Source organism: Fodinicurvata sp. EGI_FJ10296, assembly GCF_040712075.1.
In the GTDB taxonomy this organism is placed as follows: domain Bacteria; phylum Pseudomonadota; class Alphaproteobacteria; order DSM-16000; family Inquilinaceae; genus JBFCVL01.
The window spans coordinates 479,331-500,612 of sequence record NZ_JBFCVL010000002.1 but is presented as its reverse complement, the minus strand read 5'-3'; the positions used below and the strand labels follow the sequence as shown (position 1 = coordinate 500,612).

General features: G+C 61.1%; 19 protein-coding genes. 10 read left to right on the top strand and 9 right to left on the bottom strand.

From position 1 onward, the window contains the following. The first annotated feature begins 7 nt into the window (after positions 1-7). From ispG to ABZ728_RS05700, 4 genes are all read left to right on the top strand, one after another. Positions 8-1,144: a flavodoxin-dependent (E)-4-hydroxy-3-methylbut-2-enyl-diphosphate synthase gene (gene ispG / locus ABZ728_RS05715; RefSeq protein WP_366654971.1), complete on the top strand. Its 1,137-nt coding sequence runs from the start codon at positions 8-10 to the stop codon at positions 1,142-1,144. A gap of 41 nt (positions 1,145-1,185) precedes the next feature. Continuing rightward, positions 1,186-2,259: a peptide chain release factor 1 gene (gene prfA / locus ABZ728_RS05710; RefSeq protein ID WP_366654970.1), complete on the top strand. Its 1,074-nt coding sequence runs from the start codon at positions 1,186-1,188 to the stop codon at positions 2,257-2,259. After that, positions 2,256-3,143 (top strand): peptide chain release factor N(5)-glutamine methyltransferase, encoded by an 888-nt coding sequence (gene prmC, locus ABZ728_RS05705; RefSeq protein ID WP_366654969.1) that lies wholly within the window; start codon positions 2,256-2,258, stop codon positions 3,141-3,143. The genes prfA and prmC overlap by 4 nt, the downstream gene beginning before the upstream one ends. A gap of 216 nt (positions 3,144-3,359) precedes the next feature. Further along, a complete protein-coding gene (locus tag ABZ728_RS05700; RefSeq protein WP_366654967.1) occupies positions 3,360-4,838 on the top strand; it encodes a DUF4167 domain-containing protein in 1,479 nt (492 codons plus the stop codon). A gap of 19 nt (positions 4,839-4,857) precedes the next feature. On the opposite strand, the gene ABZ728_RS05695 is transcribed toward ABZ728_RS05700, so the two are convergent. Both ABZ728_RS05695 and ABZ728_RS05690 read right to left on the bottom strand, forming a co-directional pair. Next, a complete protein-coding gene (locus ABZ728_RS05695; RefSeq protein ID WP_366654966.1) occupies positions 4,858-5,730 on the bottom strand; it encodes an MOSC N-terminal beta barrel domain-containing protein in 873 nt (290 codons plus the stop codon). Positions 5,731-5,763: 33 nt separating this feature from the next. Next, the gene (locus tag ABZ728_RS05690) at positions 5,764-6,150 is read right to left on the bottom strand and encodes a DUF1127 domain-containing protein (protein ID WP_366654965.1); all 387 of its coding nucleotides are present in this window, start codon (positions 6,148-6,150) and stop codon (positions 5,764-5,766) included. Between the two features lie 299 nt (positions 6,151-6,449). On the opposite strand from ABZ728_RS05690, the gene clpB reads away from it, so the two are divergent. From clpB to ugpC, 5 genes are all read left to right on the top strand, one after another. Further along, positions 6,450-9,041, top strand: a complete 2,592-nt coding sequence (gene clpB, locus ABZ728_RS05685) for an ATP-dependent chaperone ClpB (protein WP_366654964.1) — start codon at positions 6,450-6,452, stop codon at positions 9,039-9,041. A 220-nt stretch (positions 9,042-9,261) separates the two neighbouring features. Then, entirely contained in the window at positions 9,262-10,521 is a 1,260-nt protein-coding gene (locus ABZ728_RS05680) for an ABC transporter substrate-binding protein (RefSeq protein ID WP_366654963.1), read from the top strand. An 84-nt stretch (positions 10,522-10,605) separates the two neighbouring features. Then, positions 10,606-11,505 carry a sugar ABC transporter permease gene (locus ABZ728_RS05675; RefSeq protein WP_366654961.1) on the top strand — a complete coding sequence of 300 codons (900 nt, stop codon included), beginning with the start codon at positions 10,606-10,608 and terminating at the stop codon, positions 11,503-11,505. A gap of 8 nt (positions 11,506-11,513) precedes the next feature. Then, positions 11,514-12,407 carry a carbohydrate ABC transporter permease gene (locus tag ABZ728_RS05670; protein ID WP_366654960.1) on the top strand — a complete coding sequence of 298 codons (894 nt, stop codon included), beginning with the start codon at positions 11,514-11,516 and terminating at the stop codon, positions 12,405-12,407. A gap of 4 nt (positions 12,408-12,411) precedes the next feature. Beyond that, the gene (gene ugpC, locus ABZ728_RS05665) at positions 12,412-13,518 is read left to right on the top strand and encodes a sn-glycerol-3-phosphate ABC transporter ATP-binding protein UgpC (protein ID WP_366654959.1); all 1,107 of its coding nucleotides are present in this window, start codon (positions 12,412-12,414) and stop codon (positions 13,516-13,518) included. Positions 13,519-13,595: 77 nt separating this feature from the next. Here the strand turns inward: ugpC and ABZ728_RS05660 are convergent, their stop codons facing one another. Then, positions 13,596-15,266, bottom strand: coding sequence for a formate--tetrahydrofolate ligase (locus ABZ728_RS05660; RefSeq protein ID WP_366655100.1), 1,671 nt, complete (start codon positions 15,264-15,266; stop codon positions 13,596-13,598). Positions 15,267-15,672: 406 nt separating this feature from the next. On the opposite strand from ABZ728_RS05660, the gene ABZ728_RS05655 reads away from it, so the two are divergent. Further along, on the top strand, positions 15,673-16,671 hold the full coding sequence (locus ABZ728_RS05655; RefSeq protein ID WP_366654958.1) for a GlxA family transcriptional regulator: 999 nt from the start codon (positions 15,673-15,675) through the stop codon (positions 16,669-16,671). A 139-nt stretch (positions 16,672-16,810) separates the two neighbouring features. On the opposite strand, the gene ABZ728_RS05650 is transcribed toward ABZ728_RS05655, so the two are convergent. The 6 genes from ABZ728_RS05650 to ABZ728_RS05625 form a co-directional block, all read right to left on the bottom strand. Then, complete coding sequence (locus ABZ728_RS05650) at positions 16,811-17,776, bottom strand: methylenetetrahydrofolate reductase (protein WP_366654956.1); 966 nt, start codon at positions 17,774-17,776, stop codon at positions 16,811-16,813. A gap of 233 nt (positions 17,777-18,009) precedes the next feature. Further along, complete coding sequence (gene mnhG / locus ABZ728_RS05645) at positions 18,010-18,426, bottom strand: monovalent cation/H(+) antiporter subunit G (RefSeq protein ID WP_366654955.1); 417 nt, start codon at positions 18,424-18,426, stop codon at positions 18,010-18,012. A 48-nt stretch (positions 18,427-18,474) separates the two neighbouring features. After that, positions 18,475-18,789, bottom strand: coding sequence for a monovalent cation/H+ antiporter complex subunit F (locus ABZ728_RS05640; RefSeq protein WP_366654953.1), 315 nt, complete (start codon positions 18,787-18,789; stop codon positions 18,475-18,477). After that, the gene (locus ABZ728_RS05635) at positions 18,786-19,259 is read right to left on the bottom strand and encodes a Na+/H+ antiporter subunit E (RefSeq protein WP_366654951.1); all 474 of its coding nucleotides are present in this window, start codon (positions 19,257-19,259) and stop codon (positions 18,786-18,788) included. Before ABZ728_RS05635 ends, ABZ728_RS05640 begins: the two co-directional genes overlap by 4 nt. Then, on the bottom strand, positions 19,256-20,803 hold the full coding sequence (locus ABZ728_RS05630) for a Na+/H+ antiporter subunit D (protein ID WP_366654949.1): 1,548 nt from the start codon (positions 20,801-20,803) through the stop codon (positions 19,256-19,258). Before ABZ728_RS05630 ends, ABZ728_RS05635 begins: the two co-directional genes overlap by 4 nt. Continuing rightward, positions 20,800-21,282, bottom strand: a complete 483-nt coding sequence (locus tag ABZ728_RS05625) for a Na+/H+ antiporter subunit C (RefSeq protein ID WP_366654947.1) — start codon at positions 21,280-21,282, stop codon at positions 20,800-20,802. Before ABZ728_RS05625 ends, ABZ728_RS05630 begins: the two co-directional genes overlap by 4 nt.

Genomic DNA, 21,282 nt, shown 5'->3' with positions numbered 1-21,282 from the left:
TTCCAGAATGTCGGTAAGACCTTATCGCGATATCGAGCGCCGCAAGAGCCGCCAGATCCATGTTGGCGCGGTACCGGTCGGCGGTGATGCGCCGATCACCGTGCAATCCATGACCAACGTCCTGACGACGGATGTTCAGGGCACGATAAACCAGATCCGGGCGCTTGAAGACGTCGGCGCCGACATCGTTCGCGTTTCATGCCCGGACGAAGAGAGCACGGCGGCATTGAAAGACATTGTTGCCAATGTTTCGGTGCCGATCGTCGCGGATATTCATTTTCACTACAAACGCGCGATCGAGGCGGCTGCCGCCGGCGCCGCTTGCTTGCGTATCAATCCCGGCAACATCGGTTCTTCCGCACGGGTGGCGGAAGTTGTCCAGGCCGCCAAGGATCACGGATGTTCGATCAGGATCGGCGTAAATGCGGGGTCGCTGGAACGGACTATACTGGAAAAATACGGCGAACCCTGTCCGGAAGCGATGGTCGAGAGCGCGCTCGGCCATCTCCGCATTCTCGAAGATCATGATTTCTTCGAGACAAAAATCAGCTGCAAAGCATCTGATGTGTTTCTGGCGGTCGCGGCCTATCAGCAACTCGGGGATGCCTGCGATTACCCGCTTCATATCGGCATCACCGAAGCTGGCGGTCTGCGATCGGGAACGATCAAGAGCAGCGTGGGACTGGGCATGCTGCTGTGGTCGGGCATTGGTGACACCATCCGTGTTTCCCTGTCGACGGACCCGATCGAGGAGATCAAGGTCGGTTTCGACCTGCTGAAATCACTCAACCTGCGGCATCGCGGCGTGAACATCATCTCGTGTCCGTCCTGCGCCCGCCAGCAGTTCGACGTCATCGAGACGGTCAAGGTTCTGGAGGAGCGCGTCAGCCATATCACGACGCCGATGACGGTCTCGGTCATCGGGTGCGTGGTCAATGGACCGGGCGAGGCTACCATGACCGATATCGGGTTCACTGGCGGCGGCAGAGGCACGCACCAGGTCTATATCGGCGGCGTGTCCCATCACCGGCTTCAGGACGCCGATGTCGTCGACCATCTGGTCGGCCTGATCGAGACCAAAGCCGCCGAAATTGAGGCCGCCGAAACTGAGGCCAATGAAAGAAAGCGCACGGCAGCCGAATAGAAAATTGCCTGTGCCGATGCGAACGTGAAAGCAGAACACTTATGAGCCTTGAAGAAAGCCTGGACCGCGTCCTCGTGCGGTTCAGCGAGTTGCGCGATACCTTGGCCTCGCCGGATTTGAAGCCGGACACGCTGGCTTCGCTCTCCAAGGAATATTCGGATCTGGAACCGATTGCCGACGCGATTTCACGGTTGCGGGCAGCGCGCGAAGAACTGGCGGATCTGGGCGCCATGGTTGCCGACACGTCCGGTGATCCCGAGATGCGCAATCTGGCTGAAGAAGAATTTTACGCTCTGAAGGCGCGGCTCCCCGAGATGGAGAAGGCCGTTCACAAGATGCTGATCCCGCGCGATGCGGCCGACAGCCGCAACGCGATTCTGGAAATCCGGGCCGGGACGGGCGGCGACGAAGCAGGATTGTTCGCGGCCGATCTGATGGAAATGTACCGCAAATATGCCGGCCTGAAAGGGTGGAAGTTCGAACTCATGGACTACCACGGCAGCGAAGTTGGCGGGATCAAGGAAGGTGTTTTCAAAATCGCGGGCGCGTCCGTCTTCGCCCGGCTCAAATTTGAAAGCGGTGTTCACCGGGTTCAACGGGTGCCGGCGACGGAGACCCAGGGACGGATCCATACGTCGGCGGCGACCGTTGCGGTGCTGCCTGAAGTGGCTGAGGTCGATATCGACATCGACGAAAAGGACCTGAGGGTCGACACCTTCCGCGCTTCCGGCGCGGGTGGGCAGCACGTCAACAAAACCGACAGTGCGGTACGCATTACGCATGTTCCAACCGGAACCGTCGTGGCCGTTCAGGAAGAAAAATCGCAGCACAAGAATCGCGCCCGCGCGATGACGATCCTGCGTTCGCGCATCTATGACGAGCAGCGCAGGGCGCTTGACCGGGAACGAGCGGACGAGCGCCGGGCGCAGGTCGGATCTGGAGACCGATCCGAGCGGATCCGAACCTATAATTTTCCGCAGGGCCGCGTGACTGACCATCGGATCAATCTCACGCTCTACAAGCTGGAGCAGGTTCTTAGCGGTGAGGCGCTGGACGAGGTTATTGACGCCCTCATCCGAGAAGACGAAGCCGCTCGGCTGTCGGAAATGGTGTGAGCGATACACTCGACAGCGTCGTGACGACGGTGTGCGACCGGCTCGCCGACACCCACGGTGCCGATGCGTGGCGGTTCGGACGCCGGCTGATCGCGGCCGTCCTTGATATCGACGGTGCTGTCCTGATCGCGGCGGGCGACATGGCGCTGCCGTCCGACAGGGTCGCGATGGTGCTTCAGGCGGTGGAGCGTGCTGCCTTGGGAGAGCCGATTTCGCGGATCGTTGGCCGCCGCGGTTTTTGGGATTTCGATCTGGAGATCTCGGCCGACACTCTGGACCCGCGTTCGGACACCGAGACCGTCGTTGAGGCCGCGCTTTGCCGGATTCCGGCTGACCGCCCGGCAACGGTCGCCGATCTGGGAACCGGTAGCGGCTGTCTGCTTCTGGCGGTGCTCGCCGAACGTCCTTTGGCGACGGGAATTGGCATTGATCTGAGTGAGGGGGCCGTTCATCAGGCGCGGCGCAATGCGGTGGCCCTTGACCTCGATAGACGGGCAAAGTTCATTGTTGGCGACTGGGCGGACGCGCTGTGCGGCTCGTTTGATGTCGTGCTGTCGAATCCGCCCTATATTCGAACAGATGCGATGGTCGCGCTTGACGAGGTGGTGCGTCGATACGACCCGCCGTCCGCGCTGGATGGCGGGCCGGATGGGCTGCAGGCCTATCGCCGGCTGATGCCGGGTACCGCTGAAATTCTGAAAGAGGGCGGCATGGCGGTCGTTGAAATCGGCTTCGGTCAAGCCTTCTCGATATGCCGGATTTTTCATGACGTCGGGCTGACGCCGATCGCTATACGAAGCGATCTGTCAGGGATACAAAGAGCGGTCACTGCAAAAAAATGTTGGAATTCCGATCTTTCGACGGTACGGTGCCGTAGATCGTGATAGGGAATAGCCATTATCCGATTGCTTCCCGTTCATACCGCATCGTCGACAGCTTTCGATCCGATCGGTAGAGCCTCTTGTCCGACCGATTGGACGAGACGCAGGAGGCGCGACGGCCGTCAACGGTTTCGGCCAATTGTTCGTCTTTAACGGTTCTGGGCTTAGCCGGTGCAAGGCTGAGGCGCAGATCGATTGCGGCAAAAAAATCGACCGCACATGGCGCGAATGGTGCCATCAGGCGTGTTTTGGATCTGGAAACACAGCGTTAAAAAGGCTTTCATGAGGCAAGGTCCCAACTCAAGACGATCACGCGGCCGCGGCGGCAGTGGTGGCAGCAGCGGTGGTGGTGGCGGTGGCGCAAATCGCCGTTCGAACGTTCCAAACCGAAACCAGACGTTCGACAGCAACGGTCCGGACGTCAGGATCAGGGGGAACGCGCACCAGATTTTCGAGAAGTATGTGGCGCTGGCCAGAGACTCCCAGAGTGCTGGCGATCGCGTGATGCTTGAGAACTATCTTCAGCACGCCGAACATTACCAGCGCGTTATTAACAGCTTTAACGAATCCCAGCAGACCGCGCCATCCCAGGCCGGCGCTCATCAGAACGCTTCCCAGCAGAACGGCTCGCAGAGCGGAGGCGGTCAGCAGCACGGGAATGGCCAGAACGGCCATGGACAAAGCGGCGGCAACGGCTACGGCTATGATTCCGACGGGGATGACGACGCCGGCAGTCCAGGCAATGACGATTACAATCGTCAGCAGAACCGCGCACGTAACGGCAACGACGACCGACAAGGCCGCAACGACCGCGGTGGCCGGTCTGACGGTCAGCGACGCCAGTCTTCCGACCGCAACGACAACGGTGATGGCAATGGCCGTGACCAGAGTCAGCGCGATCAGGGAAGCGCCGATCAGCGGACCCACTACCAGGGTGGTGGGCAGGGCAATCATGAAGCTGGGCAGAATTCCGGCAATCAGTCTGGAAACGGTGACGGTCGACACGGACGTGACGACGGAGCCGGTCGTAATCGGGTATCGAACCAGCGGGATGGCGAACGGACGCCGGAACGCCGGCGAGCTCAGCGCCGGCCTCAGCCGGTCGATGCGGGCAGCGACGAGGGTGGATCCGGAGGCCCGGGCGATACCGCATCCAATCGCAGAGCGAACGATCGGGGAAATGAATCCCGAGGCGAGGGGCTCTTCGATGATCCCCGGGATTCGGCACCCGACGACGATGATTTCGGCAACGACCTTGGCTCCAGCAGCGACCTTGGCTCCGGCGGCGACGATCAGCCTTCGGCCCCGACAGTAGCCGCGCCGCGCAGATCAAGGGCTGCGCGCCAGGAGACAGCGCCAGCCGTAGCGTCCAGCCCGAATGACGTGGCGGAGGGCGAGACGGGCGCGGGTGGCAGCCCCGATGAAGACGAGCCGGCGACGCCCCGCAAGCGTGCCAGCCGGGCCAAGTCAGCAAAACCGGCGACGAGAGCAAAAAAGCCCACTACGGTCGAGCCTGATGCTGACGACGCTGGCTCTGGTTCGGAACAGGCCCCGGAAGCGGCCGGCGCTGAAGGCGAAACCGCAGCTCCGAAGAAGCGAACGCGGCGGCCAGCAGCGGCAGCGACGCGCACCCGCAAGGTCAAGACTGCGGAGCCTGATGACGACGAGACAGGCAAGCCGGGGGATCTGGGACTTTAGCCGGGGCGGGCGGCATCGCCTAATAAGTGATGGTGTCGCCTGCCAATAGGGTCCCGCCCTTTTCTATGACCGCATAGACCCCACAGTTCGTGTGGCCGAAATTGGCCTGAAGCGTCTTGAGGAGATTGCGGTCGCGATGGGCGGAGTTCGGATCGACATGCGTGGCGACGCAGCGGCCGATGGGTTCGATGACACGCAGACGAACGCTGCCGACGGTCAGGCATTTGCCCGGCAGCGACCCTTCTTCCCAGGGTTTCCAGCCGTCGACCAACAGATTGCCCCTGAATCGCAAGGGGTTGATCAGCGAAGCGGTGAGGGATGGTCGCCCATTGTCGCGGGGCTTGTCAGTCGGGTATTGGCCAGGCAGGGAACTATCGGGCAGGGGTATGCTGTCGACACTGGCCTGATTGATGATCGATATGTACGGGGTTTGTTTGTCCGCGAAGTGTCGCCCCCGGCCAGCATCCATTAGCCAGGGCCGTGAGGCCGACTGATCCGGCAGAGCCAGAAAATCAGAAACGAACAAGCTGATTCGGGCCCGCCCTGCGGCGGTTTCCATATCCGCCTCTACGCCGGCACCGTCGGGACCCGTTATCTGCACTCTTGCCGAGGCACCACGGTCGAATTTCGCGGTGAGCGCCGCCAGAGATGCGTGACGCTTCAGCGTGAAGAAGTTACCGGGCGGCTGCCATTCACAGGCGCCGGAAGGTTCCCACTCCGCTTGTCCATCCATGATCGCTCCGGCATCGCCGAGTTGCCCGGGCGCAACGCGGCCAAAGGCGAATCGGCGATCGAACGGCAGCGTCGCCCCCGTCGAGACCTCGATCCTATCGAGGTCTTCGGCAGACAGGGCTTTTATCGGAAAGCGGCAAATACGTGCAATGCGGGCCATAAGCCAGCGTTATCCCGTCGCCCGCCGGGCGTGTCAAGCCGCGCGCTTATGTCCGGATACACTGTCAGCCGGAGCCGGAATGTCGGAGTTGGCGGGAGCAACCGCCGGGACAGTCGGCTTGCTGGTCGACAGCGCCGCTGCGACATCGACGGGCTCGCCGGATCCAATCTGCCTGGATAGATACGGGATGTCTCCTCGACTCAGTCCGATATCGGCCAACTCACGATCCGAAAGCGATTGCAGCTCTGTTAGAATGCGATTGGTCCTGACGCGCCCAAGCATCGCGGTCCAGCCTGCGCCCACGACACGGGCGGCGCGTGCAAAAAAAGACCGGACATATTCTGCACGCATATTATTAGCCCGCCTCAAGACAGCGTCGATACGGTCTGTTTCAATTGCGGAAAAATCATCACGGTACATCGATTCTCTCCATTTTCCTTTTGGGCTCAGCGGCACCATTGTTCATGATCGAAAGATAAGCGCAGTCAGCAAAGTTCACCACTCCTATGGGTGCAGCGCAGCAATGCATTTATGTTGAAAATAAGCGCGCTTTATATTCGCTGATGGTATTCGGGTTGCTGTCTCGCCTGTCTTGTGAGGCGAATGGTGGCTGCCCATATGTCGTTTATGGATCGGAGCAACCGCACATCTTGTGGGTTGCAGCGGCCCGCGCCTCGATTTGGGCGGGCAAAACGACAGCTGGAGAGGAATCAAGGCTCATGAACCTCGATAAATTCACAGAACGGTCGCGTGGCTTTCTGCAGGCGGCCCAGACCATCGCCGTCAGGGATGGAAACCAGCAGTTGACGCCTGAGCATTTGCTCAAGGCGCTGCTGGACGATGATCAGGGACTGTCCGCGAATCTCATCCGTTCAGCCGGCGGCGACCCTACGCGGGCCGGCACGGAAACGGCACTTGCGCTTGGGAAACTGCCCACAGTCGAAGGCGCCGGGGCCGGTCAGGTTTACATGGGCCGTGACTTGGCTCGTGTGCTGGATGAGGCCGAGAGCCTGTCGAAAAGGGCCGGAGACGAATTCGTGGCTGTGGAGCGTCTGCTACAGGCGCTTGCATTGTCGAAATCGGCACCGGCCGGACGCATTCTGGCGGATAGTGGTGTGTCGCCGCAATCGCTTGAACAGGCGATCACAGGGCTGCGCAAGGGACGTACGGCGGATTCGGCGACTGCGGAGCAATCATACGACGCCATGAAGAAATATGCCCGCGATCTTACAGAGGCTGCCCGCGACGGCAAGCTGGATCCGGTCATTGGTCGGGACGACGAAATTCGCCGCACAATCCAGGTTCTCAGCCGGCGCACGAAGAACAATCCGGTGCTGATCGGCGAGCCGGGTGTCGGCAAGACGGCAATCGTTGAAGGACTCGCAACCCGGATCGTGAATGGCGACGTGCCGGAAAGCCTGAAGGACAAGCGGCTTCTGGCGCTCGATCTCGGTGCCTTGATCGCCGGTGCGAAATATCGCGGCGAGTTCGAGGAACGTCTGAAAGCCGTTCTGGAGGAGATTGAATCCGCCGCCGGCGAAATCGTTCTGTTCATCGACGAGTTGCACACCCTTGTCGGCGCGGGCAAGGCGGACGGCGCGATGGACGCGTCGAACATGCTGAAGCCGGCTCTGGCGCGGGGTGAATTGCACTGTGTTGGCGCAACGACGCTCGATGAGTATCGCAAGTACATCGAAAAGGATTCGGCATTGGAGCGGCGGTTCCAGCCGGTCCAGGTGTCCGAACCCAGTGTCGAGGACTCGATCTCGATCCTGCGCGGACTGAAAGAGAAGTACGAGTTGCACCACGGCATCCGTATTACCGACGGTGCATTGGTGGCCGCTGCCACCTTGTCCAATCGTTATATTACCGACCGTTTCCTGCCGGACAAGGCGATCGATCTCATGGACGAAGCCGCAGCGCGGCTGCGGATGGAAGTCGACAGCAAACCCGAAGAGATCGAGCATCTCGACCGCCGGATAATGCAATTGAAGATCGAGCGCGAGGCCTTGAAGCGCGAGACGGATACCGCGTCGCGTGACCGGCTGTCCAAGCTGGAACACGAATTGTCGGAATTGGAGGAAAACTGCGCTTCCATGACGGCGGCCTGGTCGGCCGAGAAGGAAAAACTGACCGAGACGCACAAGGTCAAGGAGCAGCTGGATCAGACCCGCGTTGAGCTGGAGCAGGCGCGGCGGTCAGGTGATTGGGAACGGGCCGGCGAGTTGATGTACGGAGTGATCCCAAAACTCGAAGCGCAACTCGACGGACCGGCCGAGGCCGGGGAGCATCTGCTCAACGAAGAGGTGCGCAGTGAAGACGTCGCCAGCATTGTCTCGCGGTGGACCGGCATCCCCGTCGACCGGATGCTCGAAGGCGAGCGCGAAAAGCTGCTGCGGATGGAAGAAGCGCTCCACCGGCGTGTGATCGGCCAGGACGCCGCAATCGCTGCCGTCTCGAATGCAGTCCGGCGGTCAAGGGCGGGTCTGCAGGATCCCAACAGGCCGACGGGAAGCTTCATGTTCCTGGGGCCAACGGGTGTCGGCAAGACGGAACTGACCAAGGCCGTTGCCCAGTTCCTGTTCGATGACGAGCATGCGATGATCCGGATCGATATGTCCGAGTTCATGGAGAAGCATTCGGTTGCCCGGCTGATCGGGGCACCGCCCGGCTATGTCGGTTATGACGAGGGTGGCGCATTGACCGAAGCCGTTCGCCGGCGGCCGTATCAGGTGATCCTGTTCGACGAAATCGAGAAGGCACACAACGACGTGTTCAACGTTCTGTTGCAAGTGCTCGATGACGGGCGTTTGACCGACGGTCATGGCCGAACGGTTGATTTCAGGAATACACTGATAATCATGACCTCCAATCTGGGCTCGGAACATCTTGCCAGCGATGCCGGGGAAGTCGATCACCGTGCACGCGACCGGGTTTTGAAGACGGTGCGCGAGCATTTCCGGCCGGAGTTTCTGAACCGCCTGGACGACATGATCGTCTTCCAGCGGCTGACCCGCGACCAGATGGCCGGGGTCGTCGACATCCAGCTCAGCGGGCTGGAGAGACTGCTGGCCGATCGAAAGATCGTTCTGGAACTGGGCGACGAAGCCCGGCAGTGGCTGGCCGAGGCCGGCTACGATCCGGCTTACGGCGCCCGGCCGCTGAAGCGCGTAATCCAGCGCACGCTTCAGGATCCGCTGGCTCAGAGGATCCTCGACGGCACCATCCGTGACGGCCAGACGGCGCGCGTCACGGTAGGCGACGAAGGACTGGTGATCGAACCCGTCGAAACGGCAGCAGAGGCCGCCTGAGGCCTAACCTGCCTGCACAAATGGAAACGGGGGCGCAATCCGCGCCCCCGTTTTTTTATGGCCGCGGTGACGTGGTGCGCAACATTATTTGACAAAAGTCGGGTTCGGAAAATCGATTTCCGGAGACTAATTGACGTAGATCAACGCCGTTACCGAGTTTGTTGGTTAACCTCCCAGCTATACCAAATAGAATTCCATCCTTTTGGGGGAGGGTATCATCATGCAACGGCTAAATGTAGGTACGGCGCTGGGCGTCGGGTTCGGTCTGGTTGCACTATCCGGTGCCGGTCCGGCTCAGTCCGCCGGAACGGTTGAGGTGCTTCATTGGTGGACCTCCGGCGGAGAAGCCAGAGCAGTGGGCGAGTTGAAAGCGTCCTTCGAGGAGCAGGGCGGCACCTGGATCGACTCTCCGATTGCAGGCGGGGGCGGCGATGCCGCGATGACGGCATTACGGGCACGGGTTGTTGCCGGAAATCCGCCGACCGCCGTTCAATTGAAAGGCCCGGGTATTCATGAGTGGGCGGCGGAGGGTGTGCTTGCGGATGTCGACGATGTCGCGATGCGCGATGGGTGGAATGATGTCCTGCCGCCGGCGCTGGCCGAAATCATGCAGTATGAAGGTCGCTATGTTGCGGCACCGGTGAACATCCACCGTGTCGACTGGATCTGGGCCAATCCCGACCTTCTCGAAGAAGTCGGCGCGGAGATGCCGACGAGCTGGGAAGAATTCAACGCCACGGCAGAGAGCCTGATGGAAGCGGGCATCACACCGCTGGCCCATGGTGGGCAACCCTGGCAGGACGCGACGATCTTTGAAGTGGTCGTGCTGGGGCTGGGGGGCGCCGACTTCTATCGCCAGGCCCTGGTCGATCTGGATATGGATGCTCTCCAGAGCGACACGATGATCGCCGTTTTCGACCAGATGCGCATCATGCGCGGTTTCGTCGATCCGGGCTTTTCTGGCCGCGACTGGAATCTTGCGACATCGATGGTGATGAATGGCGAAGCCGCGTTTCAGATCATGGGCGACTGGGCGAAGGGTGAGTTCCTGGCCGCCGGACAGGTGCCCGGCGAAGACTTCCTCTGCGCCCCGGCTCCGGGACAAGCGTTCATTCTGAACACCGATTCCTTCGCATTCTTCGAGGTCAGCGGCGATGATCGCATTGAAGGGCAACAGGTCTTGGCCGGTCTGATCATGTCACCGGAGTTCCAGCGCTCTTTCAATCTTGCCAAGGGGTCGATCCCTGCGCGGGTCGACGTGTCGCTGGAGGAGTTCGACATGTGCGCCCAGCAATCGCAGGCCGATCTGACCGCGGCGATCGAAGCCGACACTCTGGTTCCGAGCATGGCGCATGAGATGGCGGTTCCGCGATCGGTCCGGGGCGAATTTCTGGACGTCGTGACAGAACATTTCAATTCGGACATGTCGTCCGAAGAAGCGGTCGAACAACTCGTCAGTGCTATCGAGCGGTCGCTGTAGATCGTTTCTCGTCGGCGGACGGGCGGGTGCTGGTACGTGGCCCCACCCGTCCGCTTTCTTCCGCCCGCCCATCGGAGACGAAAGATGGCCCGTCCGAGCGTATGGCTCGCGCGTGTGCGGCGCGTGGATGTGTGGCTGCCCAAGGTGGTCGTTGCCCCCTCTTTTGCCGCCAGCCTGTTCTTCGTTTACGGCTTCATCGCCTGGACCGTCTACATCTCGTTCACCGGTTCGCGTATGATGCCGAACTACGACCTGGCGGGTCTTGCGCAGTATGAGAGACTCTGGAACACGCCGCGCTGGTTCGTTGCTCTTGAGAACCTCTTCATATTCGGCGTCCTTTTCATGGTCATCTGCCTGGTGATCGGGATCGTGCTGGCCATCCTGCTCGATCAGCGCATTCGGGCCGAAGGGGTCCTGCGCACCATTTATCTGTATCCGATGGCGTTGTCCTTCATCGTTACGGGTACGGCCTGGAAGTGGATTCTCAATCCGACGCTCGGTCTGGAGAAGCTGATGCACGATATCGGCTTCACGAGCTTCGAGTTCGCCTGGCTGGTCGACCGCGATATGGCGATCTATACAGTCGTGATTGCCGGTGTCTGGCAGTCGTCGGGCTATGTCATGGCCCTGTTTCTGGCCGGGCTGCGATCGATCGATGACGAGATCATCAAAGCCGCGGCGATCGAAGGCGCCGGTCCGTGGCGGACCTATGTCGGCATCGTCCTGCCGATGCTGCGGCCCGTTTTCCTGTCGGCGTTCATTGTTCTGGCTCATCTCGCCATCAAGAGCTTCGATCTGGTTGTGGCGCTCACCGCCGGCGGACCCGGCATCGCCACCGATCTGCCCGCGACATTCATGTATTCGTATGCGTTCCAGCGCAGCGAACTCGGTCTCGCCGCCGCCAGCGCCGTCATGATGCTGATCACGATCATGGCGATCATCGTGCCGTATCTGTATTCAGAATTGCGGAGCGAACGCAAATGAACGGCAGCATGAGACGTCGCCAGACACACGGGATCGTCCGTCCGAAATCGGCCTCCAACACGTTTCTTCGCTGGCTGCTCTTCTCCATCCTCGGCCTGTTCGCCCTTTATTACCTGATGCCCATGATCGTCATGGTGATCACCGCACTGAAGCCGCTGGATGAAATCCGTACCGGAACACTCTTGAGTCTGCCGCAGGCGCCGACTCTGGAGCCGACATTTCGGGCGTGGGGCTCTGCGTGTGTCGGCGTCCGTTGCGCCGGGCTCAGCCCCTATGTCCTGAACTCGGTCATGATGGTCGTGCCGGCGGTTGCGATTTCCACGATGCTTGGCGCCATCAACGGTTACGCGCTGACCAAATGGCGGTTTCGCGGGGCCGATCTCATTTTCGGGCTGATGCTGTTCGGCGCCTTCATCCCCTTTCAGGTCGTGCTGCTGCCGATGGCGCGAACGCTTGGAGTGCTGGGGCTGGCCGGTTCGGTGTGGGGCCTGGTTCTGGTCCATACCGTTTACGGGCTGGCGTTCACGACGCTGTTCTTCCGGAATTTCTTCGTCGGTGTGTCCGACGGGATCGTGCAAGCGGCCAAGGTGGACGGCGCCGGTTTCTTCGGCATCTTCTTCAGGGTGGTGCTGCCCATGTCGCTGCCGGCGATCGTCGTCACCGTCATCTGGCAATTCACCCAGATCTGGAATGATTTCCTGTTCGGCATTGCCTTTACCGTCGGCGATTCCAATCCGGTCACTGTGGCGCTCAACAACCTCGTGGCGTCGTCTACGGGCGTCAAGGAGTACAATGTTGACATGGCGGCGGCTATCATTGCGGCCGTTCCGACATTGATCGTCTACATCTTTGCTGGAAAATACTTTGTTCGCGGCCTGGCCGCCGGCGCAGTCAAAGGATAGCCCGATGGCGACCGTCAAGCTCGATACCGTCACCAAATTTTTCGGCGCCAATGAAGTGATCAAGGGTATCGACCTGGAGATCGACGAGGGCGAGTTCGTCGTCCTGATCGGACCGTCGGGCTGCGGCAAGTCGACGTTGCTCAACCTCATTGCCGGGCTGGAGACATTGTCGGCTGGCGACATCTTCATCGCGGATCGCAAGGTGAACGATATCGCGCCAAAGGATCGCGACATCGCCATGGTGTTCCAGTCATATGCGCTCTATCCGACGAAGACCGTTCGCGACAACATTACCTTCGGCATGGTTACGCGCCGCGTCGCCAGGGACGCCCGCGAAAAGGCCTTGGCGAACGTCACGAACCTGCTGCATATCGAAACATTGCTCGATCGCAAGCCGGGGCAGCTCTCCGGTGGGCAGCGCCAGCGCGTTGCCATGGGCCGTGCCCTGGTCCGCGATCCGGACGTGTTCCTGTTCGATGAACCATTGTCCAATCTGGACGCAAAGCTTCGGGTCGAAATGCGCACCGAAATCAAGAAACTGCATCAGCGGCTTGGCAAGACGGCTGTCTATGTGACCCACGATCAGGTCGAGGCAATGTCCCTGGCCACCCGTATCGCTGTCATGGACAACGGAACGATCCGCCAGATCGCGGGGCCCGAAGAGATCTATGAAGACCCGATCGACCTGTTCGTGGCCAGCTTCATCGGGTCACCCTCGATGAACCTGATCACGGGCACGCTGGTGCGCGACAATGGCCTGATCCTCGACGTGATTGACGACTACGGTACGGTCCGCTTTCCACTACCCGCGACGATGGAAGCATCCGCCGGCTCCCATGTCGGCCGAGAGCTCGTTCTCGGGTTTCGCCCGGAAATCGTCAATCGCGAGGGCACCAACCGGCCCGGTTCCGACCCTTTCGTCTTTGAACGGGAGATAACGGTCGTCGAGCCGACCGGGCCGGACACGCTGCTGATTTTCCCACTGGGCGACATCGAAGCGATAGCGCGCGTTCATCCCCAGGACAAGGCACCGGTCGGAAGCCGCTATCGTTTCGAAGTCGACATGGCGCGCACCAAGCTGTTCGACCCGGCAACCGGGTTGAGGATCTGAGGTCCCTCCGAATTGCCCGAACAGCAAGGGTGCTCGCATGCACCGGCGCGCCAGAGAGGCTGACGCACGGCGGTCGGTCAGAACAATCCTTCAATCTCGCCCTTGTCGTTCAATCTGATCACATTGGCGGCCGGTGTGCGTGGCAGGCCGGGCATCGTCATCATTTCCCCGCACAGCGCGACCACGAAGCCGGCGCCGGCGGAAAGATGCACGTCGCGGATCGGTATGATATGCCCCTCCGGCGCTCCGCGCAGACCGGCATCAGTTGAAAAGCTGTACTGGGTCTTCGCCATGCAGACGGGCAGCCGGCCATGGCCGTCGGCTTCGAACTGGGCCAGCTTCTTCGTGACCCGGCTATCGATGGCGACGTCGGCGGCGCCATAGAGATCGCGTGCGATCGTCCGGATCTTTTCGCCGAGAGGCATGTCGTCGGGATAGAGCGTCCTGAACCGCGCCTGATCACCGTCGGCCAATTCGCCGACGCGGGTGGCCATTGCCTCGATCCCGGCGCCACCGTCGGACCAATGGGCGTTGATAAAGGCTTCGACACCGCGTTCGTTGCAATAGGCGACGACAGCATCCAGTTCGGCCTTGGTATCCTTGACGAACCTGTTTATGCCCACGACGACCGGCACACCGAACCGCGCCATATTGTCGAGATGCCGGCCGAGATTGCTGCATCCCGCTGTGACGGCCTCGACGTTTTCTTCGCCCAGCTGCGCCTTATCCACACCACCATGCATTTTCAATGCCCGGACCGTGGCGACGATCACGGCGGCGGACGGTGCCAGGCCGGCCTTGCGGCATTTGATGTCGAAGAACTTTTCCGCGCCGAGATCGGCGCCGAACCCGGCTTCGGTCACGACGTAATCGGCCAGTTTGAGCGCCGTTCTCGTCGCTGTCACGCTGTTGCAGCCATGGGCGATATTGGCGAATGGGCCACCATGGATGAAGGCCGGGTTGTTTTCGAGTGTCTGCACCAGATTCGGCATGAAGGCATCGCGCAAAAGCGTGGTCATGGCGCCGTTGGCGTTCAGGTCGCGCGCCAGAATGGGTTGGCGGTCGCGTGTATAGGCGACAACGATGGCGCCAAGGCGTTCTTCGAGATCCTTCAGATTGTTGGCGAGGCAGAAGATCGCCATGACTTCGGATGCGACGGTGATGTCGAAACCGTCCTCGCGGGTATATCCGTTGCCGACGCCGCCCATGCCGACCGTGATCTGACGCAGCGCGCGGTCGTTCATATCCATGACCCGCTTCCACGAAATGCGGCGTGAATCGATGCCCAGTTCATTACCCCAGTGGATATGATTGTCGATCAGGGCACTGAGCAGATTGTGGGCCGTGCTGATCGCATGAAAGTCGCCCGTGAAATGAAGGTTGATCGTCTCCATCGGAACGACCTGCGCATATCCGCCGCCGGCTGCGCCGCCCTTCATTCCGAAGCAGGGCCCCAGCGATGGTTCCCGAAGGCAGATCGCGGCGCGTTTCCCGATTCGATTGAGCCCGTCGCCAAGGCCGACGGTCGTCGTCGTCTTACCTTCTCCGGCGGGAGTCGGGCTGATGGCCGTGACCAGGATCAGCTTGCCTTCGGGCCTGCCCTGCAGGCTGTCCACGAAGTCGGGTGTCAGTTTCGCGATGTGCGGTCCGTAGTTGAACAGCGCATCCGCCGGAATATCCAGCCCGGCAGCGACCCGGGAGATCGGAAGCATCTTCGCCTGCCGGGCGATCTCGATATCCGACCCCATGACGGGCGCTTCGGCTTTCTGAACGTCCTTGACCTCAGCATCCATAAGTAAAGTTCCTTGATTGAAATGTGCCATCATCGGGTCGCGGCACTGCCGATTCGCCTATCGCCGCCAGGACGTGACTATATACACATCCGTCCAGTTGGAAAACGTGGCACGAGTGCCGCCTTGATGATCCTGAAATCGCGACGCCTCGTGCACCGGGCGCGACACTTTCCGATAGCGACCTGAACACCCTCCTATGCTTTCGGTTTCTTTCCAATAGATGTTGTGCCGGGCGATATTAGCTACTCGCGCAGGGGCTGCGGCTGTGATACCGACTAGTTGAATCGCTGCCTCACGGAACGTCCGGTCGGCATGCGGGTTGCACCTGAGCGCAATCGTCAGAAATAGGCCGATCGACGACATGATCCCGCAGTCCCCCGACCTTGAGCGCCCGGAATCGGTCGCATTTCTGCTAATACCGAATTTCTCGCTGATCGCGTTCTCTTCGGCAATGGAGGCGATACGCATCGCCAACCGTGTTGCGGACCGCACGCTTTACGAGTGGACGCTGGTCAGCAAGGATGGCGGCACCGTGAAGGCCAGCAATGGGACGGTCGTGTCGGCCGATATGTCCATGTCAGAGGCCTTTCGCCAGCAAGGTCCGCGGCGGCGGCCCGACATGGTGGTCGTCTGCTCGGGTCTGGGCGTCGAACGGTATCGCGACCCCGAAGTATTCGGCTGGCTCCGCCTGCTGGAGCGTCAGGGAACGATGCTCATAGCCGTGTGTACCGGTGCGCATGTGCTTGCCCGGGCAGGGCTGCTCAACGGATACAAATGCGTCATACACTGGGAAAACCTCGGCAGCTTCCGGGAGACTTTTCCCGAAATCGTCGTTTCTTCCGACCTGTTCGAGATCGACCGCACCCGATGTACCTGTTCCGGCGGCACGTCGGCCCTGGATATGATGCTCTATCTGATTACGCGGCGGCATGGACAGACCATCGCCACCCGCATTTCAGAACAATGCCTGATGGACCGGATACGCAGTCCGGACGACAAGCAGCGTCTGCCGTTGCGGGCGAGGCTCGGCATCCACAATCCCAAGCTCATCGCGTCGATCGAGATGATGGAAAGCAATCTGAGCGAGCCGCTCGACCAGGATACGCTGGCTGGCTATATCGGATTGTCGCGTCGGCAATTGGAGCGCCTGTTCAGAAAGCATCTCGGCAAGGCCCCCGCGCACTACTATCTGGAGCTGCGGTTGGAGCGGGCAAAGCACCTCTTGTATCAAAGCGAAATGCCGATCGTGGACATCGCCCTGGCCTGCGGCTTTGTCTCCGCGTCGCACTTCTCCAAATGCTATCGCGAGCAATACGGCCGATCGCCGAGAGAGGAGCGGGTACGGGTCAATATCGGTTGATTGGTCGGACGGCGGGTCCGGGGCCTGGATGCCCGGCGTCAGGGTTATCCGGATGCGGCAATCCGGGCAATCGACCAGCCCTGATGTTGGCGCGCATCCCAAAGGCGGCGATAGCCGAGGCTACCGCCGCGTCAATGGTTCAGCCGAGGCTTCGCTCTACGGTGAAGCCGTCGCGGGTGAGACTGAATTCGCCAGCACGTGCGGCTTCCAGCCAATCCGCCGCCCGTCGCAGGCCGCCGAAAGTGAACAGATGGGCGCCGACGATCCCGGCGTCCGGATCCTCGGCTCGGTAGGTCGCCAGCGCGCGGGTCATTTGATCCGGGGCCGACACGCTGGCCATCCGTGCAAGATTGAATGCCTGCTTGCTGAACATTCGGGCCGATGTCGCCACACCGCACATAGCAGCGTATTTGATCAGTGACTGGAGCTTGGCCGGGCCGGCCATGCCGATATGAATCGGCAGCCGGATGCCCGAGGCCCGCAGCGACCGATCCCACGCGACGATCCGGTCGGGATCGAAACTGAACTGCGTTACGATATGGACATCGATGCCGGTCTCATCCGCGAATGCCTGCTTGTCGGCAAGGGCGCGCGCCACGATGTTGGCGGGGATGGCGCGGTTGCCGTCAGGATGACCGGCTACGCCGATGCGCCCGATGCCGAAGCGTTGGAACAGCCCCGTGCGCAGCATGTCCATGGTTTCGGTGAAGGGTCCTGCCGGCCTGTCCGCGTCGCCGCCCAGCGCGAGAACGCGGGTGACGCCGGCCTCCTCGACCAGTCTCCCCAGATAGCGCTCGAACTCGACAAGGCTCTCGAAACCGCGCGACGGCAGGTGAGGGACGGGAACCAGGCCCTCGTCGGACAAACGGCGGGCCGTCGCTATCATCGCGTTCGGATCGGTGCCGGGAATACAGGCGATGTAGACTGCGGTGCCCTGAGGTACCAGCGCCCGGAAGCAGTCTGTTTTTGCCGCGACGGCGGGCAGCGTTTCGATCGACGTCCCGTCGAGGAACGAGCGAATGCGCTCGTTTTCCGTCACGACGAATGACTCTGCGACGGTGCTCGCGCTGCCCCAGCCGGCCCGGATCGTTCCCAATGATACCATTCCTGCTCTCCCCCTCGAAACGCGCTGAATTGCGGGACGGGGCGCGGTGCCGGCCGCGAAGCCCTTGTCCTTTCCTCAGGTTAGGGGATGGCGGGTGTGATGCTATGGCGTCTGCGACACGCGATATCACCGAGACGACAGCGACACTCATGCCACGGATATTTGCCGCTTTCGATCCGTAAAGGACCGCTGCGGGTATCATCGGGCTGGAGTGTCACCGGGCCGGAGCGGGATCAGCGCGGCGGCGTCTCGGTTTCCGGAATATCGGTGGGTGTCAGTTGAAAATCCGGCTGCAGGTCGCCACCGGCTTCGCCGCGATCGCACGCGGCCTGATATTCGTCGATCACGGTCCTGTTCGTCAGCTGAATGCCGGTCTTGTATGCGGCGCGGCCGATCATATGCGCCGCGACCGGTGCGGTGATAAGCAGGAAGACGATCGCGGCAATCGACCGGGATGCGACACTGAGTTCGCCGAAATACAAGGCCAGACCGAGAAAGATCAATCCGACGCCCAGCGTTCCGGCTTTTGTGGATGCGTGCATCCGCATCAGAATGTCCGGCAGCCGCACGACGCCGACACCGGCGACGAAGGTGAAGAAGCCACCGGAGACCAGCAGAACTGCGGTCATTATCTCCAGAACGATTGTCATGGCGCTCTCCTTGGCTGATCGGGGGGCCGATCGGGGGGCCGATTCGGGTCAGTCATCCAGGTCCTGATGGGATGCGCCCTTGGCGGCGCGCCGCTCCGCATAGCGGGCGAATGCGACAGTGCCGAGAAACCCGACCAGCGCAAGGGTAATCGCCACGTCAAGGAAGGCGTCCTGATGCGCGGCCAGCGAAAACAGCGCCATGAAGCCGACCGATATGATCGTGACCAGATCGAGCGCCACGACCCGATCGGCCATGGTCGGACCCTTGATGAGACGCAGGACGGCAAGCGCCAATGCGGCCAGCACCAGGATGAATGACACGACCAGGGCGCCGGCGACGATCGGACTTTCGACGATTATCATCGCGTTACCTCCAGAATTCTGCGCTCCATGCCGCCCTTGATCTCGGCCTTGGCGGCTTCGATGTCGTCCAGAAACATTGCGTGGACATACATCGTTTGCCGGTCATGCGAGACCTCCAGCGTCAAGGTTCCGGGGGTCAGCGAGATCATGTTCCCGAGCAAGGTGATTTCAACATCCGTCCTGGCCTCAAGCGGGATGGCGATGATGCCGGGACGGTTCCTGGGGGTTGGCGTCAGCACATCCTGCGCCACGCGGACGCTGGAAACGAGCAGTTCTTTCAGAAAGAACAGGATCAGGCCGATGACCCGCGGGATGACGGTGAAATGATCGGTGTCGCCATAGAGCGGCCGCGTGGCCCAGAGGCCGAGAAATCCGACCAGCAGCCCGAACACCAGGTTGAGTATCGAGAATGAGCCTGTGACCAGCGCCCAGCCAAGCATGAACAGGATATTGAGAATTGCCAGATTCATTGTGCACTCCCCAGTGGCGCGTCCCCGAGTACCGCGGCAATGTAGGGCGCCGGATCCAGCAACTCTGCCGCCGACGCGGCTGCGAAATCAACGAAAGGCGCGGCATAGAGCCCAATGATGACCGTCATCGTCGCGAGCACGGCTATGGGCGCGATCAGGATGGCGATATCGCGGCGGCTGATCGTGGGCACACCTGCGGCCGATCCGGCGACGCCGCTCATATCCGGGTCGAAGCCCTTGGGATGCGGCTTCCAGAAAGCCTCGGCCCAGATCTTTGTCATCGAGTAGATCGTCAGCAGGCCGACCACCAGAGCGACGGCGACGATGGCCCAGGATTGTATCTCGATCGCGGCCTGCACAAGAATCAGCTTGGCCCAGAAGCCGGAAAGCGGGGGGAATCCGGCCAGGCTGAATGCCGGTATCAGGAACAGGACAGCCAATAGGGGGCTGGATTTGTAGAGGCCGCCGATCTTCTTGAGTTCGAATGATCCGGCCAGTCTGTTGGCAACGCCGGCGACCAGGAACAGATTGGCTTTCACGATGATGTGGTGAACCAGATAGAAGACGGCCCCCAGAAGCCCGAGCGGCGTATAAAGGGCCAATCCCATGATCATGTAGCCGATCTGGCTGACGATATGGAACGACAGGATGCGCCGCATTTCGTTCTGCGCTGCAGCGCCGAGAACGCCCGTTATCATCGTCAGCCCGGCGACCCACAGCAGCACTGTGTGCGTAAACGCGACGTCCTCGGTGAAGATCAGCGTGAACATGCGGATCATGGCGTAAACGCCGACCTTGGTCAGCAGTCCGGAAAAAACAGCCGATATGGCGACCGGAGGGGTGTGGTAGCTGGCAGGCAACCAGAAGAACAGCGGGAACACGGCAGATTTGATACCGAACGCGATCATGAACATCATCGCAACGACGGTCAGCAATCCGCCGTTTTCGACCTCCTGCACGCGCAGGTGCAGGTCGGCCATGTTCAGCGTGCCGGTCATTCCATAGAGAATGCCGATGGCGCCGAGGAACAGCACGGTGGAGATGAGGTTCAGCGCAACATATTTGATGCCGCCGTCAAGCTGCTCGCGCGTGCCGCCCAGAACCAGCAGCCCGAACGAGGAAATCAGCATTACCTCGAACCAGACATACAGGTTGAAGACGTCGCCTGTGGTGAAAGCGCCACATACTCCGGCCAGCAGAAGCTGCAGCAGGGGATGGAACCCGAAATGGACATGGCCTTCGCTGATGTCGGCAAAGGCATAGATCAGAACGGCCAGACCGGTGATGGCCGTGATCAGGACCATCACGGCGCTGAGATGGTCGACGACCAGCGTGATGCCGAATGGCGCCTGCCACATGCCCATCTGTGCCGCGACGATGCCGTTGGTCATGACCTCTGCCGTCAGGACGACCGAAACGATCAACAGGGCGGCGGCGCCGATCAGCGCCACGAGGCGTTGGAGTGCTGGCGATCCGCCGGCCAGGAAGGCGAGGACGCCGGTCGCCATCGGGATGACGATCGGAAGAACGGGGAGCCATGTCATACGTGCAGTCCCTCCGGCGTCGCATCAGACGCCCGGTCGGCGGTCAAGTGGCTGGTTTCCTGCTCCAGCATCGGCGCCGGCCTGGTCTCGGGCTCGCGGATCGGCGCGCTGGCAGCCGTGGCCGGCGCCGTTTCCGGCTCGGCGACACGCATGCTGTCTGTGTCGACGGTGCCCAGTTCCTGGTAGGCGCGGTAGACGAGAACCATGGCGAAGGCGAGCAGCCCGAACGAGATGACGATTGCGGTCAGGATCAATGCCTGTGGCAGGGCATTGGAGACCGGGCCGTCCGGGACCGACATCCCGTCCGGCACGAGAGGCGGAATGCCCCAGGTCAGACGTCCGGCAGTGAACAGGATGAGGTTGGCGGCGTTGGAAAGCAGGATCAGGCCGAAGATGAAGCGGATCATGTTGCGGCCGAGCATGAGATAGGTCGACGCGGCGATCAGCACACCGGTCAGAAGTGAGAAGATGATTTCCAT

Bases quoted from the DNA above. Each gene is read 5' to 3' on its own strand.
- ABZ728_RS05660 (WP_366655100.1), bottom strand. From the start codon at position 15,266: ATGGGGTCGGATATCGAGATCGCCCGGCAGGCGAAGATGCTTCCGATC.
- ABZ728_RS05625 (WP_366654947.1), bottom strand. From the start codon at position 21,282: ATGGAAATCATCTTCTCACTTCTGACCGGTGTGCTGATCGCCGCGTCG.
- prfA (WP_366654970.1), top strand. From the start codon at position 1,186: ATGAGCCTTGAAGAAAGCCTGGACCGCGTCCTCGTGCGGTTCAGCGAG.
- ABZ728_RS05640 (WP_366654953.1), bottom strand. From the start codon at position 18,789: ATGATAATCGTCGAAAGTCCGATCGTCGCCGGCGCCCTGGTCGTGTCA.
- ABZ728_RS05670 (WP_366654960.1), top strand. From the start codon at position 11,514: ATGAGACGTCGCCAGACACACGGGATCGTCCGTCCGAAATCGGCCTCC.
- mnhG (WP_366654955.1), bottom strand. From the start codon at position 18,426: ATGACAATCGTTCTGGAGATAATGACCGCAGTTCTGCTGGTCTCCGGT.
- ABZ728_RS05650 (WP_366654956.1), bottom strand. From the start codon at position 17,776: ATGGTATCATTGGGAACGATCCGGGCCGGCTGGGGCAGCGCGAGCACC.
- ABZ728_RS05695 (WP_366654966.1), bottom strand. From the start codon at position 5,730: ATGGCCCGCATTGCACGTATTTGCCGCTTTCCGATAAAAGCCCTGTCT.
- ispG (WP_366654971.1), top strand. From the start codon at position 8: ATGTCGGTAAGACCTTATCGCGATATCGAGCGCCGCAAGAGCCGCCAG.
- ABZ728_RS05655 (WP_366654958.1), top strand. From the start codon at position 15,673: ATGATCCCGCAGTCCCCCGACCTTGAGCGCCCGGAATCGGTCGCATTT.
- ugpC (WP_366654959.1), top strand. From the start codon at position 12,412: ATGGCGACCGTCAAGCTCGATACCGTCACCAAATTTTTCGGCGCCAAT.
- ABZ728_RS05680 (WP_366654963.1), top strand. From the start codon at position 9,262: ATGCAACGGCTAAATGTAGGTACGGCGCTGGGCGTCGGGTTCGGTCTG.
- clpB (WP_366654964.1), top strand. From the start codon at position 6,450: ATGAACCTCGATAAATTCACAGAACGGTCGCGTGGCTTTCTGCAGGCG.
- ABZ728_RS05675 (WP_366654961.1), top strand. From the start codon at position 10,606: ATGGCCCGTCCGAGCGTATGGCTCGCGCGTGTGCGGCGCGTGGATGTG.
- ABZ728_RS05700 (WP_366654967.1), top strand. From the start codon at position 3,360: ATGGCGCGAATGGTGCCATCAGGCGTGTTTTGGATCTGGAAACACAGC.
- ABZ728_RS05630 (WP_366654949.1), bottom strand. From the start codon at position 20,803: ATGACATGGCTCCCCGTTCTTCCGATCGTCATCCCGATGGCGACCGGC.
- ABZ728_RS05690 (WP_366654965.1), bottom strand. From the start codon at position 6,150: ATGTACCGTGATGATTTTTCCGCAATTGAAACAGACCGTATCGACGCT.
- ABZ728_RS05635 (WP_366654951.1), bottom strand. From the start codon at position 19,259: ATGAATCTGGCAATTCTCAATATCCTGTTCATGCTTGGCTGGGCGCTG.